This is a genomic window from Catellatospora coxensis (assembly GCF_016862635.1).
GTDB classification, from domain to species: domain Bacteria; phylum Actinomycetota; class Actinomycetes; order Mycobacteriales; family Micromonosporaceae; genus Catellatospora; species Catellatospora coxensis.
Map to the genome: position 1 here is coordinate 61449 of NZ_BONI01000015.1, position 15600 is coordinate 77048.

Annotated in this window: 13 protein-coding genes; 4 read left to right on the forward strand and 9 right to left on the reverse strand. The window is 70.4% G+C overall.

Annotated elements, in window-relative coordinates:
• Positions 1 to 47: 47 nt before the first annotated feature.
• From Cco03nite_RS42830 to Cco03nite_RS11005, 5 genes are all read right to left on the reverse strand, one after another.
• Complete coding sequence (locus Cco03nite_RS42830) at positions 48 to 1040, reverse strand: C40 family peptidase (protein ID WP_203691911.1); 993 nt, start codon at positions 1038 to 1040, stop codon at positions 48 to 50.
• Positions 1041 to 1317: 277 nt separating this feature from the next.
• The gene (locus tag Cco03nite_RS10990; protein WP_203691913.1) at positions 1318 to 2328 is read right to left on the reverse strand and encodes a hemolysin family protein; all 1011 of its coding nucleotides are present in this window, start codon (positions 2326 to 2328) and stop codon (positions 1318 to 1320) included.
• Positions 2321 to 3613, reverse strand: coding sequence for a hemolysin family protein (locus Cco03nite_RS10995; protein WP_203692012.1), 1293 nt, complete (start codon positions 3611 to 3613; stop codon positions 2321 to 2323). The genes Cco03nite_RS10990 and Cco03nite_RS10995 overlap by 8 nt, the downstream gene beginning before the upstream one ends.
• 222 nt (positions 3614 to 3835) lie before the next feature.
• The gene (locus tag Cco03nite_RS11000) at positions 3836 to 6010 is read right to left on the reverse strand and encodes a (Fe-S)-binding protein (RefSeq protein ID WP_203691914.1); all 2175 of its coding nucleotides are present in this window, start codon (positions 6008 to 6010) and stop codon (positions 3836 to 3838) included.
• A 232-nt stretch (positions 6011 to 6242) separates the two neighbouring features.
• Positions 6243 to 6506: a cell division protein CrgA gene (locus tag Cco03nite_RS11005; RefSeq protein WP_203691916.1), complete on the reverse strand. Its 264-nt coding sequence runs from the start codon at positions 6504 to 6506 to the stop codon at positions 6243 to 6245.
• Positions 6507 to 6621: 115 nt separating this feature from the next.
• Between Cco03nite_RS11005 and Cco03nite_RS11010 the strand changes: the two genes are divergently transcribed.
• The 4 genes from Cco03nite_RS11010 to Cco03nite_RS11025 are packed head-to-tail and all read left to right on the forward strand — an operon-like array spanning position 6622 to position 9568.
• Complete coding sequence (locus Cco03nite_RS11010; protein ID WP_203691918.1) at positions 6622 to 7425, forward strand: DUF881 domain-containing protein; 804 nt, start codon at positions 6622 to 6624, stop codon at positions 7423 to 7425.
• A gap of 18 nt (positions 7426 to 7443) precedes the next feature.
• A complete protein-coding gene (locus Cco03nite_RS11015; protein WP_203691920.1) occupies positions 7444 to 8628 on the forward strand; it encodes a class E sortase in 1185 nt (394 codons plus the stop codon).
• Positions 8628 to 8915 (forward strand): hypothetical protein, encoded by a 288-nt coding sequence (locus Cco03nite_RS11020; protein ID WP_203691922.1) that lies wholly within the window; start codon positions 8628 to 8630, stop codon positions 8913 to 8915. Before Cco03nite_RS11015 ends, Cco03nite_RS11020 begins: the two co-directional genes overlap by 1 nt.
• A 5-nt stretch (positions 8916 to 8920) precedes the next feature.
• Positions 8921 to 9568, forward strand: coding sequence for an aminodeoxychorismate/anthranilate synthase component II (locus tag Cco03nite_RS11025; RefSeq protein WP_203691924.1), 648 nt, complete (start codon positions 8921 to 8923; stop codon positions 9566 to 9568).
• Positions 9569 to 9634: 66 nt separating this feature from the next.
• On the opposite strand, the gene pknB is transcribed toward Cco03nite_RS11025, so the two are convergent.
• The 4 genes from pknB to Cco03nite_RS11045 are packed head-to-tail and all read right to left on the reverse strand — an operon-like array spanning position 9635 to position 15514.
• On the reverse strand, positions 9635 to 11338 hold the full coding sequence (gene pknB / locus Cco03nite_RS11030) for a Stk1 family PASTA domain-containing Ser/Thr kinase (RefSeq protein ID WP_203691926.1): 1704 nt from the start codon (positions 11336 to 11338) through the stop codon (positions 9635 to 9637).
• Positions 11335 to 12621: a serine/threonine-protein kinase gene (locus Cco03nite_RS11035; protein WP_203691928.1), complete on the reverse strand. Its 1287-nt coding sequence runs from the start codon at positions 12619 to 12621 to the stop codon at positions 11335 to 11337. Before Cco03nite_RS11035 ends, pknB begins: the two co-directional genes overlap by 4 nt.
• Positions 12621 to 14141 (reverse strand): peptidoglycan D,D-transpeptidase FtsI family protein, encoded by a 1521-nt coding sequence (locus tag Cco03nite_RS11040; RefSeq protein WP_203691930.1) that lies wholly within the window; start codon positions 14139 to 14141, stop codon positions 12621 to 12623. Before Cco03nite_RS11040 ends, Cco03nite_RS11035 begins: the two co-directional genes overlap by 1 nt.
• A complete protein-coding gene (locus Cco03nite_RS11045) occupies positions 14138 to 15514 on the reverse strand; it encodes an FtsW/RodA/SpoVE family cell cycle protein (protein WP_203692013.1) in 1377 nt (458 codons plus the stop codon). The genes Cco03nite_RS11040 and Cco03nite_RS11045 overlap by 4 nt, the downstream gene beginning before the upstream one ends.
• Positions 15515 to 15600 lie beyond the last annotated feature (86 nt).

A 15600-nucleotide genomic window follows, 5' to 3' on the forward strand; every position in this document is an offset into this window, starting at 1 on the left:
GAAGGGCTCCCCGCGAACGGCGGGGAGCCCTTCTCCATGCTGAGAGGTCAGTAGGCCCGGCGGTAGCCGGCGACCGGCATGACGTCGATGTACTGCATCCGCACCACGTCTCCGGTGTGCGGGGCGTGCACCATCACCCGGCGGCCGTTGACCGTGCCGACGTACATGCCCACGTGGTGCAGGTCGCCGTAGAAGAAGACCAGGTCGCCGACCGCGGGCGTGGTCACCTTCGTCGTCTCGCCCCACTGGTCCTTGGTGTAGTGGGTGAGGCTGACGCCCGCCTTCGCGTACGCCCACTGGGTCAGGCCGGAGCAGTCGAAGCTGCCCGGACCGGCCGCGCCCCACACGTACGGCTTGCTGATCTGCTTGCAGGCCCACGACGCGGCGGTCTGGCCCTTGCCGGAGCCCATCTGCGCCGGGCAGGCCGCGCCGATCTTCAGCGAGCCGCCGGAGCCGCCGGTGCCGTACGCCTGCGTCCGCAGCTTCTGCAGGCGGCTCATCTCGCCCTCGATGACCTTCTTCTTCGCGGCCAGGTCGGCGTCCTTGAGCTTCTGGTCCGCGATGGCCTTGTCGAGCGTGGCCTTCTCGCCGTCGTACTTGGCCTTCGCCTCGGAGGTGGCCGAGATCTGCTCCTGCTTACCGTGAGCGATCTGCTGCAGCATCATCAGCTGGTCCGCGAACTGCTTCGGCGAGCCGCTGCTCAGCAGCGCGTTCACCTCGGCGCTGCGGCCGCCCTTGTAGTACTCGGCGGCGATGACGCCGACCCGGGTCCGGGTCACCTCGACGGTCAGCCGCAGCGGCTGCAGCTTCGTCTCCAGGCCAGCGGCCTTCTTCTGCAGCTTGACCAGCTCGCTGTGGACCTTGTTGTAGTCCTCGACCAGCGGCTCGAGCTTCTCCCACGTCTTGGCGATCTCGGCCTCGATCTCGCTGATCGACGGCTCGGCGTGCGCGGGCAGGGCCGGCGCGACGCCGACGAGCAGGGCTGCGACCAGCACAAGCGCACGGGTGAGCGAGCGCGACGCGGTACGGAGGGGGGTCACCGGAACTCCTTTTCCGCCGACCGCGACCGGTGGAGCAGGGGTGAACCGGGCCGCGGTGTCCGGGGCGGGGTCGCGAGGGGTCACAACCCGGCGTACGCACCAGACGGTCACCAACCCTAGAAAACAAGGTGAGCCGGTTTCAAGCCGGAACCGAGACAACTTCGCTGAGCTGCCCCGATGTCACTCAGCGTGCCTCGAAAAGTTCGCTTCACGCCGCCGCCGACAGCCGCGCTGACCTGCGCAGGCGTCGGCGGCGGTCACGCACCGTCAGGACGCGTCATACCGCCGGGGCCATGATGGCGTTGAGCACATCGTCGAGCGTCACCACACCCACCGGCAGCTGGCCCTCGCTCACCAGCACGATGTGCCGCCGCTCGCGGCGCATCGACAGCAGCAGCTCGGCCAGCGAACGGTCCGGCGGCACGATCGCCAGCGGCCGGACCAGCTCACCCGGGATCGGCTCGCGGCGGCTCGCGCCCTCCAGCCCGATCACGTCCTTGATGTGCACGAAGCCCAGCACCCGCCGGGTGCCGCGGGCCACCACCGGGAACCGGGACCGGCCGGTGCGGGTCGCCAGCACCTCCAGCGTGGCCGGTGAGGTGTCGTCGGTGACGATGGTGACCGCCGACCACGGCCGCAGCGCGTCCGCGGCGGTGCGCTGGTGCAGCGCCAGCGCGCCCGCGATCCGGGCGTGCTGCTCCGGGTCCAGCAGGCCCTCGGTGTGCGCCTGCTGCACGAGGCCCGCCAGCTCCTCGGCGGTGAACACGGTCTTCACCGCGTCCGCGGCCTCGACCCGCCACAGCCGCAGCACCTTCCGCGACGCCCACTTCATCGCCACCAGCAGCGGCTTGGTGGCGATGCAGAACGCCAGCATCGGCGGGCCCAGCCAGAGCACACTGCCTTCCGGCCCGGCCAGGGTGATGTTCTTCGGCACCATCTCGCCGATCACCGTGTGCAGGAAGACGACGATGAGCAGGGCCAGCACGAAGGCGATCGGGTGCTGCATCTTCGGGGGCAGGCCGAGCGCGTGGATCGCGGGCTCGATGAAGTTGGCCAGCGCCGGCTCCGCGATGGCGCCGAGCGCCAGCGAGCACAGCGTGATGCCCAGCTGGGCGCCGGCGATCATCAACGGGATCTGGTTCATCGCGGACAGCGCCCAGGCCGCCGGGCGCGAGTGCTGCGCCTTCGGCTCGATGACGGTACGCCGGGAGGCGATCAGCGCGAACTCCGCGCCGACGAAGAACGCGTTGCCCAGCAGCAGCGCCGCGGTGATCAGCAGCTCACTCATCGTCGTCGCCCGCCAGCCGGACCAGCCGCACCTGCTCCACCCGGTGCCGGTCCATCTCCACCACGGTGAACTCCCAGTCGTTGGCGACCAGGGCGTCGCCGACCACCGGGATCCGGCCCAGCTCCGCCATCAGGTATCCGCCCAGCGTCTCGTACGGGCCCTCGGGCAGCCGGAACCCGGTCTGCTCGTCCAGCTCGTCCTCGCGTAGCATCCCGTCGACCAGCCAGGTGCGCACCCCGCCCGGGACCGTCACCTCGATCGAGCCCGACTCCTCCTCCTCGGCGGTGTCGTGCTCGTCCGCGATCTCGCCGACCAGCTCCTCGACCAGGTCCTCGATGGTGACCACACCGTCGGTGCCGCCGTACTCGTCGACGACGATGGCGAAGTCGGAGCGGCTCTCCCGCAGCGCCGCGACCACCTTGTCCAGGTCCAGCGACGCCGGGACCAGCACCGGTTCGCGGGCCACCGCGGCGACCGTGGTCAGCGTGCGGCGGGCCGGGGGCACCGCGAGCGCGTCGTTGACCGACACGACGCCGGTGACGGTGTCCAGGGTCTGCTCGTACACCGGGAAGCGGCTGTGGCCCGTCTCCCGGGCCGCCTCGAACAGCTCCGCGACGGTGGCCGAGCCGGCCAGGCCCACCACGTCGATGCGGGGCGTCATCGCCTCGGCCGCGTGCTTGTCACCGAAGCGCACCGTGCGCTGCAGCAGCAGGGCGGTCTCCGAGGGCAGCGCGCCGGCCTGGGCCGAGATCGCGGCCAGCAGGCCGAGTTCCTCGGGCGAGCGCGCGCTGGCCAGCTCCTCCTGCGGCTCGATGCCCATCCGGCGGACCAGCCAGTTGGCGGTGCCGTTCAGCGCGAAGATCAGCGGTTTGAAGACGCGCGAGAAGACCCGCATCGGTCCGGCCGTACGAAGCGCCACCGGCATCGGCCGGGACAGCGCCGCGTTCTTCGGCACCAGCTCGCCGAAGAGCATCGAGAACAGGGTCGCGATGGCCAGCGAGATCACGTGGCTCAGGCCGGGCGGCGCGCCCAGCGGCTCGACCAGCGGGCGCAGCGCCGGCTCGGCCAGGTAACCGGTGAGCAGCGCGGTCAGCGTGATCCCCAGCTGCGCGCCGGAGAGCTGAAACGACAGCTCGCGCAGGGCGCGGCGCACCGTGCGGGCCGGGCGCTCGCCGCGGTCGGCGCGGGTGTCGATCTCCGCCCGGTCGACCGTGACCAGCGCGAACTCAGCCGCCACGAAGAACGCGGTGCCGACCGTGAGCAGCACGAAGAACAGGATGGGCAGGATTGCGGACAGCGCGTCGATGACGAGATCACCTCGCGCCCGATTCTGCCAGAACCAGTCACGCCCCCTTCCGCCACCGGCGCGAGCCCTCCCCCTCTGCCGCAACTCTTGAAAAGTCGCGCCCTCAGCACTTGTCTGAGGGCGCGACTTTTCAAGAGTTGCGAAGGCCGGGGCGCGGCCCGCCTGGTCGGCGGGGCGGCCGGCGCGCGTGAGGCGGCCGGGTCAGGCCGTCGGGGTGGGCTTGACGGAGCGGAGCAGGACCGAGGCGACGTCGATGACCTCGACCTCTTCCTGGCCCTTGGAGCGCACGCCGTCGGTGATCATCGTGGAGCAGAAGGGGCAGCCTACGGCGATGGTCTTCGCGCCGGTGGCCAGGGCCTCCTCGGTGCGCTCGACGTTGATGCGCTTGCCGATGCGCTCCTCCATCCACATGCGTGCGCCGCCGGCGCCGCAGCAGAACGAGCGCTCCTCGCGCCGGCCCATCTCCAGGATGCCGGTGCCCGTGGTGGGGGCGGCACCCGCGCCGATGGCCGCGCCGAGGACCTCACGGGGCGGGGTGAACACGCGGTTGTGGCGGCCCAGGTAGCAGGGGTCGTGGTAGGTCAGCCCGCCGTCGACGGGCGCGACCGGGGTGAGCTTGCCGGTCTTGACCAGGTGCGCCAGCAGCTCGGTGTGGTGCACGACCTCGACCTCGAGACCGAGTTCCTTGTACTCGTTGCCGATGGTGTTGAAGCAGTGCGGGCAGGTCGCGACAATCTTCAGCGCGCCGGATTCCTTGATCGTCTCGACGTTCTGCTGGGCGAGCATCTGGTAGACGAACTCGTTGCCGATGCGCCGCGCCGGGTCACCGGTGCAGGTCTCGTTGTTGCCGAGGATGGCGAACTTGACTCCGGCCTCGTTGAGCAGCGTCGCGACGGCGCGGGTGGTCTTCTTGGCCTTGTCCTCGAACGCTCCGGCACAGCCGACCCAGAACAGGTACTCGAACTCAGCCGCATCGGACGAGCTCGAGCCGACTCGAGTGATCTCGAAGTCCAGGCCCTTGGTCCAGTCCTCGCGGGTGTTGGGGGGCGCGCCCCAGGGGTTGCCCTTGTTCTCCAGGTTGCGCAGCATCGCCCCGGCCTCGGACGGGAACGACGACTCGATCATCACCTGGTAGCGGCGCATGTCGACGATGTGGTCGACGTGCTCGATGTCGACGGGGCACTGCTCGACGCAGGCACCGCAGGTGGTGCAGGCCCACAGCGCGTCGGGGTCGATGACGCCCAGCTCGGCCGCGCCGCCGATCAGCGGGCGCTCGGCCTCGGCCAGGGCGAGCACGTTGACGCCCGCGAGCTGCTCGGCGGTGCCCTTCTCCTCGCCGGACAGGTGCTTGCCGCCGCCGGCCAGCAAATAGGGGGCCTTGGCGTAGGCGTGGTCGCGCAGGCTCAGGACGATCAGCTTCGGCGACAGCGGCTTGCCGGTGTTCCAGGCGGGGCACTGCGACTGGCAGCGGCCGCACTCGGTGCAGGTGGAGAAGTCCAGCAGGCCCTTCCACCCGAAGTGCTCGACCTGGGAGACGCCGAAGGTGTCCTTCTCGGGGTCGGCTTCCTCCAGGTCGATCGGCGCGCCGTTGGAGGTCATCGGCTTGAGCGCGCCGAGGGCGGGCGCGCCGTCGGCGTTGCGCTTGAAGTAGATGTTGAAGAAGGCCAGGAAGCGGTGCCAGGCCACACCCATGGTGGGGTTGAGGCCGATGGTGATCGCCCAGCCCATCGACACCAGGATCTTGATCAGGGCGGTGATCGTGATCGCGGTCAGGGAGGCGGGCAAGATCGCGCCGAGCGCGTGCGAGAACGGGGTCGCCCACACCGGGTGGTGGAACAGCCCCGAGGCCACCTTGAACCCGCGGATCAGGAAGCCCAGCACCAGCACCGCGAGGATGACGTACTCGACGAAGAAGGCCTGCCACATCGTCGAGCCGGCGAAGCGGGAGTTCGATTGCCGGGAGGGCAGCTGGCGCAGGCGGATGATGATCAGGGTGATGATCGCGGGGATGCCGAGGATGCCGATCCACTCGGTCACGAACGCGAACACGTCCCAGCCGCCGAGGATCGGCAGCTCCCACTCGGGGTTGACGACCTCGAAGTAGGCGCCGGCGACCAGCGTCGACAGCACGATGAACCCGATCATCACGAGCCAGTGCGCCGCGCCGACCACGGACCACTTGAACATCTTCGTGTGGCCGAAGGTCTCGGTCAGCATGGTCTTCCACCGGGCCGCCCGCTGACCCGAGCGGGTGGGATCGGGCTGGCCGAGCCGGATGACGGCGAGCATCTGCCGCACCGCCCGTACGACCAGCGCCACCGCGACCGCGGTCACGGCCACCGCGATGACCGTACTGACGATCTGAACGCCGCCCATACCCACGCCTCCCTGCGTCGGAACAGCCCTGTGTATAAACCCCACCGCAGCCTACGCCCTAGTTACCGTTCAGTAATGTGAGGGTTCACACAGGGCTGCCCTCACCCTAGGCCAGCGGCAGGTCACCGGTGTCGCGGACAGCTCCGGACAGCATCCGGGGTCACAGCCTCCACGCACGTGTACAGGAGGCCGCGACCCCGGATCGCGAGCTATCGTGGTCGGCTGCGGAAGCTCAGCGCCACTTCGAGAGGAGGCCGAGCGCGCCGACCATGGCGCCGAAGCCGACGGCCAGGTTCCAGTACCCCCAGCCCGCCACCGGGTACAGCGTTTCGGACAGGTAGTACACAACCAGCCAGGCGATGCCGAAAACGATCAGAACGACCGCTGTGATCGGCAGCCAGATCGGGCTCGGCTTCTTGTCCGCGGTGGTCGACGAGGGCAGCACGTCGGTGGGCGGCGTGTAGATCTTCTTCTTGCGGACCTGCGACTTCGGCACGGTTGTCTCCTGGAGGGGCCCTGCCCACACCGGTCGATGACCTAGGGCATGGGCCTGAATAATGTTCGACAGATAGCGTAGTCAGATCGTCGCGTTTTGGCACGGAGGGGGAGTGGTGGAATACACATCCGGCACCTCGTCATGGCGTAAGGCCGTGCTCCGGGTCGGGCGCGCGTTCAATCCCCTGCCCGGCCACCGCCGCAGCGGGTGGACCCTCGGCGTGCCGCTGATCGCCGCCACAGCCGGGCTGCTGTTCACCGTAAGCGCGACCACCTCCCAGGGAACCACGCTACGCGAGGACAACAGCGTTCGGCTGGATCAACTGGTCGGAAAGAAGGAAGCCGAGGTCTCCACGTACGTCGGCGACGTGAACCAGCTGCGTGCCGACATCGACGCGCTGACCGGCGCGCAGGCGGGCGGCGACGGACCGCTCCAGGCCGAGCGCACCCGGGGCGAGGGTTACCTGGGCGACGCCGGGCTGACCGCGATGCACGGCCCGGGCCTGACCGTACGCATGGACGACGCGCCTAACGGCGGCAACGGCCTGTCCACCGGAGCCACCCAGGACGACCTGGTCGTGCACCAACAGGACGTGCAGGCCGTGGTGAACGCGCTCTGGGCGGGCGGGGCCGAGGCCATGACGATCATGGGTGTACGGGTCGTCACCACCACCGCCGTGCAGTGCGTCGGCAACACCCTGCTGCTCGACGGACGGCGCTACTCCCCCGAGTTCGTGATCTCGGCGATCGGCGACCCGGCCCGGATGCAGGCCTCGCTCGACGCGGCCCTCGGCGTGCAGGCCTTCCGGGACGCTGTACGCGCATACGGCCTGGGATATAGCGTCACCCGCGAGACCGACATCGTCGCTCCCGCGTACCAGGGATCGGTGCTGCTGCGCCATGCTTCGGTGCCGCGTTAGTAAGAGCCGGAGACACGGATGAGCAGGCATCGGGCGCACGAACCCGAGGACGACGAGACGACCACGTTCCCCCGCGTGGCCGACGCCGCGCCGACCGCGGACGCCGCGTCGATCACCAGCGTGCTGCCGGTCTTCCCGGCGGACGCCACGACGGTGCTGCCGGTCATCACCCCCGCCACCGCCCCGCCGCCCTCTCGACCCGACGCGTCCCCGAGCCCGGCAGCGCCGGTCAGCCCGGCGGCGCAGTTCGGCCAGGTTGCCGCGGACGAGACGACGCAGCTGCCCCGGATCACGGACCAGACCGTGCCGCCGCCGCGCATCGCCCGGCCCGCGCCCGCCGTGGCGAGCGGCCGCGCGGTCGCCACCGACGAGACCGGCCTGCTGGGCGCGATCCCTCCCGCACCGCCCCCGTCAGCCGAGGACGAAGCCAAGCCCTCGCCGCGGCCGCGCTGGAGCGGCGAGCCGCCGCCGGCGCCGGTCAAGGCGATCCGGGCCGGCGAGAAGAACTACCGGAGCATCCACTCCGAGTACACCCGGACCACCGTGGGCTCGGTGATCCGGACGACGCTGCGCGGCACCGGTGAGCTCATGATCACGTTCGGCCTGGTCATCCTGCTGTTCGCCGGGTACGAGGTGTGGGGCAAGACGGCCATCGTCGACGCCCACCAGACCGAGCTGGAGCAGCAGCTGAACTGGGACGAGCCGGTCGTGGGCCCGACCCCGTCGGCGTCGGCGTCCCCGCTCGCGCCGCTGCCCGGCAACGCCGTGGCCAAGCTCTACCTGCCGACGCTGAAGAAGCACTGGGTGGTGGTGCAGGGCGTCACCCAGAAGGACATCCGGTTCGCCCCCGGGCACTACCCCAACAGCGCGATGCCGGGCCAGAAGGGCAACTTCTCGGTGGCCGGGCACCGCAACCGGGCCACCTTCTGGAACCTGGACCAGCTGAAGCCGGGCGACAAGATGGTCGTGGAGACGAAGACCACCTTCTACGTGTACGAGGTGGTCAAGCAGCGCATCGTGCTGCCGACCGCGGTGGAGGTGGTGCGCGCGGTGCCGCCGACCATGGAGGCCGGCAAGCTGATCACGCTGACCACCTGCAACCCGAAGCTCGACAACTACCAGCGGCTGATCATCCACGGCAAGCTCGTCGACGAGCAGCCGCGGTCCGAGGGCCGGCCGGTCGAGCTGGCGGGGATGTCCTGATGTACGCGTGGATCTGGCGCAAGCTGCCCTTCGGCCTCGGCGGCAAGCTGGGCGGCTCGCTGGTGCTGCTCGGCATCCTCGGGGCGCTCCTGTGGTACGTGATCTTCCCGTGGGCCGAACCGCTGCTGCCCTTCGACGACGTCCAGGTCGGCGACCCCGACAGCGGGTACACGCAGCTGGACGAGACGTTCCCGGACCCGTCGGGTTCGCCCTCCGGCGAGCCGGGCGACGGCCACGACATCCCGTACGACACCGGCGAGACCCCGAAACCCAGCGCCAGCAGGTGAGTGCCATGCGCGTTCTTGTGATCGACAACTACGACTCGTTCGTCTACAACCTGGTGCAGTATCTCGGCCAGCTCGGCGTGGACTGCGAGGTGCGGCGCAACGACGAGATCAGCGTCGCCGACGTCGGGCGGGCCGGGGCGGCCGGGGTGCTGCTCTCCCCCGGTCCGGGCGCGCCCGAGTCGGCCGGCATCTGCCTCGACGTGATCGCCGAGTACGCCGGGAAGATCCCGCTGTTCGGGGTGTGCCTGGGCCACCAGGCGATCGGGCAGGCCTTCGGCGGCACGGTGACCCGCGCCCCGGAGCTGCTGCACGGCAAGACCTCGCAGGTCACGCACACCGGTGCGGGTGTGCTGGCGGGTCTGCCGGACCCGTTCACGGCCACCCGGTACCACTCCCTGGCCGTGCTGGAGGAGACCCTGCCCGCCGAGATCGAGGTCACCGGGCGTACCGAATCGGGCGTGGTGATGGCGATGCGCCACCGCACCCTGCCGATCGAGGGCGTGCAGTTCCACCCGGAGTCGGTGCTCACCCAGGGCGGTCACCTGATGCTCGCCAACTGGCTGGCCTCCTGCGGCCACCCGCAGGCCCTGGACCGCGCGCCCGAACTCGCCGAAGAGGTCGAGCAGCGCCGCCTGGCCGCCTTCCCCGCCTGACCGGGTAGGGGCACGAAAAAGCCCAGGCAGTGCGTCCTTCGACGGCACTACCTGGGCTTCAGCGGTTCACGGCGTGGGCGTCGGCGTCGGTGACGCCGGCGGCGGGGGCTCCGCCGCCCGGAACACCAGGATCGTGATGACCGAGTTGACCGCCTTGAGGGTGCCCGCCGGCGGGTCCTGGACCTCCACGGTGCCGACCTTCTCCGGGTCCTCGCTGGTGCTGCCCTGCTTCACGTTGTACCGGAAGCCGGCCTGCTCCAAGGCCGCGATCGCCTGCGCCTCGGTCTTACCGGTCACCGGGGGAACCGGCTTGCGGTTGCCCTTGGAGACCTTGAGTGTCACCTTCGAGCCCTCGGCGACCTTCTCACCCACCCCTGGGTTGGTGGACAGCACGGTGCCCTCGGGCTTCTCGCTGTCCTCGGCGACGACCTCGGGCACCAGGTTCAGCTCGCGCAGCGCGTTCTCCGCGAAGGCCTGCGTCGAGTTCTCCAGCGGCGGGATCGTCCGCAGCGGCTTGCCGCCGCAGATCTGGAACTTGACCTCGGACTTTTCCCGGACCTCGACACCCTTCGCCGGATCCTGCTTGGCGACGGTGTTCTCCTGGCAGTTCGACTCCAGGATCGGGTCACCGAGGGTCGGCTTGAAGCCCTTCGCGACCAGGGCATCCCTTGCCTGGGCCTCGGTCTTGCCGAACAGGTCCGGCACCGCGACGTCCTTGGGCTGGCTGGCCAGGATCAGGCCGGCCGTCAGCGCCACCACGGCCAGCACACCGAGCGCGGTCAGGGTCGCGATGACCCAGCCGGAGGCGCGGCGGCGGCGGGCGTCGCCGACCCGGGCCGGGGCGTTGCGGTTGGCGCCGGTCCGCGCCGGGGCGGTCATCGGGATCGTCTGCTCCTCGCGGAGCACCGGCGTCGCCAGGACCGGGCGGCCCGCGGCGGCGCGCAGCAGGTCGGCGCGCATCTCGCCGGCCGACTGGTAGCGGTTGGCCGGGTTCTTCGACAGCGCCTTGAGCACGACCGCGTCGATGTCGGGGGTGACGTCCCGGTTCGACTCGCTCGGGGCCGGCGGCTCCTCCCGTACGTGCTGGTAGGCCACCGCCACCGGGGAGTCGCCGACGAACGGCGGGTGCCCGCAGAGCAGCTCGAACAGCACACAACCGGCGGCGTACACGTCGGAGCGGGCGTCCACGGCCTCACCGCGCGCCTGCTCCGGGGAGAGGTACTGGGCGGTGCCGATGACGGCGGAGGTCTGCGTCATGGTGGTCGCGCCGGACGCCAGCGCCCGCGCGATGCCGAAGTCCATGACCTTGACCTGGGCGTTCGGCGTGAACATGACGTTGCCGGGCTTGATGTCCCGGTGGATGATGCCGTGCCGGTGGCTGAACTCCAGCGCGGCACAGATGTCCGCGGTGATCTCCATGGCGCGCCGGGGCATCAGCCTGCCCTCGGCGGCCAGCACCTCCTTGAGGGTGCGACCGGCCACGAACTCCATGACGATGTAGGGCAGGACCTCGCCGGTGGGCGCGCGCTCCTCGCCGGTGTCGTAGACCGCGACGATCGCCGGGTGGTTCAGCGCCGCCGCGTTCTGCGCCTCACGGCGGAACCGCATCTGGAACGTAGCGTCCCGGGCCAGGTCCGTGCGCAGCATCTTGATCGCGACGTCGCGCCCGAGGCGCAGGTCGCGTCCCCGGTGCACCTCGGCCATGCCGCCGTAGCCGAGCAACTCGCCGACTTGATACCTGCCACCCAGCAGGCGGGCCTGCGCGTTCATCGCGTACGTGATCCTTCGGTCATTGGGTCCATGCTCACGTGGTCAGCCCCGTTCAGCCATCCGCCAGCCGAAAGTGTGACTTGTTCGGAATGTACGGCGCTGCCCCCGAGGGCATTGCCCTTCTTCTTCTCGCTCTCCCGGACCAGGTAGCCGACGTAGCCGGCGCACGCGAGCACCGCCAGCATCCCGAGGACCACCAGGATCACGGTCAGGGCGGTCCGCCCGCCGCCGCCGGCGGATGTGGGAGCCTGCGGCCCGTACGGTACCCCGTGGACGGGGGTCAGCGGGGCAGGCGCAGCCGGGACGGGCGCAGATCCTCGCTGGTAGCCCCCGTTGGGGCGAACCGGGCCGGGGGTCGCCGGGCTCAGCGGGCGCGACGGGCCGGGCGAGACCGGGGTGGCCGAGACCGGGCTCGGCGACACGGGCGACACCGGCTGCACCGGCAGGGTCGGTCCGCTCCCGTGGGTCAGCGCGCCCGCGGCCTGGCGGGCGGCGTTGGCGAACGACGCCGCCGTCGGCCACCGGTTGCCCGGCTCCTTGGACATGGCCCGCTCGACGATCTGGCGCACCACCGGCGGGATGTCGTTCGGCATCGCCTTGGGCGTGCCGGTGACGTGCTTCATCGCGATCTCGAGCGGGGTGTCGCCGTCATAGGGCCGGTGCCCGGTGAGGCACTGGTAGGCCACCACACCCAGCGAGTAGACGTCCGAGGCCGCCGAGGCGCCGACCCCGGAGGCCTGCTCCGGTGCGAGGTAGGAGGCGGTGCCCATGACCGCGCCGGTGGCCGTCAGCTGGCTGGCCGCCGCCGACCGGGCGATGCCGAAGTCGGTCAGCACCAGGGTGCCGTTGGAGCGCACCAGCAGGTTGCCCGGCTTCACGTCGCGGTGCACGATGCCCTTGTCGTGGGCGGCCTGCAGCGCGTCGGCGGCCTGCGCGACCAGCAGCATGGTGCGGGCCGGGGTGAGCCGGCCGACCTTGTTGAGCGTGCGGGAGAGCGGGTCGCCCTCGATCAGCTCCATGATCAGGTATGCCAGGTGCTGGTCGTTGCCGAAGTCGTAGATGCGCACGACGCCCGGGTGGTTGATGCCGGCCATCGTCTTGGCCTCGGCGTGGAAGCGCTTGACGAAGCCCGGCTCCTCCAGCAGCGCCGAGAGCATGATCTTGATGGCGACGGTGCGGTCGAGCACGTCGTCGGTGCCCTTCCACACGTCGCCCATGCCGCCGGAGGCGATCCGCGATTCGATGCGGTAGCGGCCGTTCAGCACGGTGCCAGGGGAGACCATCACTTGCCACCCTTGTCCTCGATCACGCCTTTCATGACCAGCCCGGCGATGCGAGCCGCCTCGCCGCTGCCACCCTTGCCGGCATCATCCAGGATGACTGCGACAGCGGCGACCGGTCGGCCGTCCTTCATCGCGAACCCGATGAACCAGCCGTCGGAGCCCGCGTTGGCCTCCTCGTCGGCAGTGCCGGTGCCGGTCTTGCCACCGACCACGTACCCGCTGATCTGCGCCTTCTTGCCGGTGCCGTTCTCGACGACGCTGACCATCATCTCGCGCAGCTGCGCGGCCTCACTCGCCGTGCAGCTGCGGCGCAGCTCCTTCGGGGCCGCGGAGTAGAGCCCGGTGGTCAGGTCCGGCCCGACCAGCCGCTCGACGAGGTAGGGCCGCATCTGCGAGCAGTCGTTGGCGATCGCCGCGGCGACCATCGCGTTCTGCAGCGGGGTCACCCGCACCTCGTTGAGGCCGATCGACGAGATCGCGATGTTCGGCTTGTCGTCGCCGCCCGAGCTGGTGGTCAGCGGGCCGAGCACGCTCTCCTCGACCCGCAGGCCGCGGTCGGTCGCGGACAGGTTGCCCACCCGCAGGCTGTTGTCGTAGAAGCCGAAGGCCCGCGCGGTGTCGTTGAGCCGCTGCGAGCCCAGCTCCACGCCGAGGCGGGCGAACGCCGTGTTGCAGGAGACGGTCAGCGCCTCCTTCAGCGTCATCTGCTCCTGGGGGCAGGTCGACGACGTCGCGTTCTTGATGACGTGTGTGGTGCCCGGCGCCTGGTAGCCGGGACCGGCCTGCAGCGGCGTGTCCGGGTTCCGGTTGGCGGACAGCGCCGCGGCCGAGACCAGCACCTTGAACGTCGACGCCGGCGGGTAGGTCTCCTGCAGGGCGCGGTTCAGCAGCGGGTTGCCGGCCTGGCCTTCCAGCCGCTTGTACGCTTCGGCCGCCTTGCTGTCGTGGGCGACCAGCGGGTTCGGGTCGAAGCTCGGGAAGGACGCCATGGCGAGGATCGCGCCGGTGTTCGGGTCCAGCGCCACCACCGCGCCCGACTTCGCGCCGAGCTTGTTCTTGGCCAGCTGCTCGTACGCGGTGTCCTGCGCGGTCTTCGACAGGGTCAGCGTCACGTTGCCGCCGGCGGTGTGCGAGCCGGTGAAGATGTCGCGCAGCCGGTCGGCGAAGAGCTTGTCCGACGTGCCGGACAGGAAGTCGTTCTCCAGCTGCTCCACGCCGGTCGCCGTGCCGTTGACCGGCTTGTAGCCGATCACGTGCGCGTACGCCGCGCCGCCGGGGTAGCTGCGCAGGTAGTTGAGATTGCCGTTGGTGGCGGTGGAGAGCGCGATCGGCTTGCTGCCGGGATTGCTCACCATGATGTACCCGCGCTGGCGGTCGTACTCGTCGATCTGCACGCGGCCGTTGTAGGGGCTGGTCCGGTAGTCGTTGCCCTTGTACGCCTGGACCCAGTTCAGGTTGGCGAAGAGCAGGCCGAACAGCACCATCACGACCACACCGACGCGTCGCAGAGGGGCGTTCACCGGCGTACACCTCCCGTCGATGCGGGCGTGCGCGCCGCGTCTGAGATCCGCAGCAGCAGTGCCACCAGCAGCCAGTTGGCCACCAGCGACGAGCCGCCCGCGGACAGGAACGGCGTGGTCTGACCCGTCAGCGGGATCAGCTTGCTCACCCCACCGATGATCACGAACACCTGCAGCGCCAGCGTGAACGCCAGGCCGCCGGCCAGCAGCTTGCCGAACGAGTCCCGGACGGCCAGCGCGGCGCGCAGCCCGCGGGAGACCACGAGCAGGTACAGCGCCAGCATCGCGGTGAGGCCGAACAGGCCGACCTCCTCGCCCATGCCGGCGAAGATGAAGTCGTTGCGCACCTCGGGGACCAGCAGCGGGTTGCCCGCGCCGGGGCCGGTGCCGAACATGCCGCCGGTGCCCAGGCCGAGCATGGACTGGACGAGCTGGTAGCCGCGGTCGTACGGCTCGGCGAACGGGTCCAGCCAGATCTCGACCCGCTGGCCGAAGTTGGTGAACGGACCGCCCACCGCGCCGGCCAGCACGTACGCCAGCACCGCGCCGCCGAAGAACAGCACCAGACCGATGATCAGCCAGCTGACCCGCTCGGTGGCGACGTAGAGCGTCACCACGAACATGCCGAAGTACAGCAGCGAGGTGCCGAGGTCCTTCTCGAAGACGAGGACCAGGAGGCTCAGCGCCCAGACCACGATGACCGGGCCCAGGTCGCGCCCGCGCGGGAAGTCGATGCCGAGGAAGCGGCGGCTGGCCAGGGCCAGCACCTCACGCTTGCGGACCAGGTAGTACGCGAAGAAGGCCAGCAGCATCAGCTTCGCGAACTCACCCGGCTGGATGGCGAAGAAGCTGCCGAACCGGATCCACAGCTTCGCGCCGTTGACCTCGGAGACGCTGCCGGGCAGCACCGCGGGCAGCAGCACCAGGACGATACCGGCCAGGCCGAGCGTCCAGGCGTACTTGGAGACCTCGCGGTGGTCGCGGACGAACCACAGCAGCGCCATCGCGCCGGTCACCGCGATCAGGGTCCAGAGCAGCTGCTTACCGCCGTCACCCGCGAAGATCGCAAGTTCGGGCCGGTCGTCGATCTTCGCGCGGCCCAGGTCGAGCCGGCGCAGGAAGGCCACGCCGAGCCCGTTGAGCAGGGCCACGGTCGGCACCAGCACCGGGTCGGCGAACGGCGCGCGCAGCCGGATGACCACGTGCAGCGCCAGGAACACGGCGGTGAGCACACCGGCCGGGTACCAGAAGTCCATCGTGACCGTGTCGAGCATGTTCGCCTCGACCGCCGCCAGGTAACCGGCGACCATGGCCATGGCCAGCAGGAGCAGCCACAGTTCGGTGCGGCGCACCCGGCGGGCCGCCGGATCCATGTGCAGCAGCGACGGCTTCGCCGCCACGGGCGTCTCGGGGACGGCCGCGGCTGCTGCGGGAGGGGCGGTATGGGGGGTGGTCACGA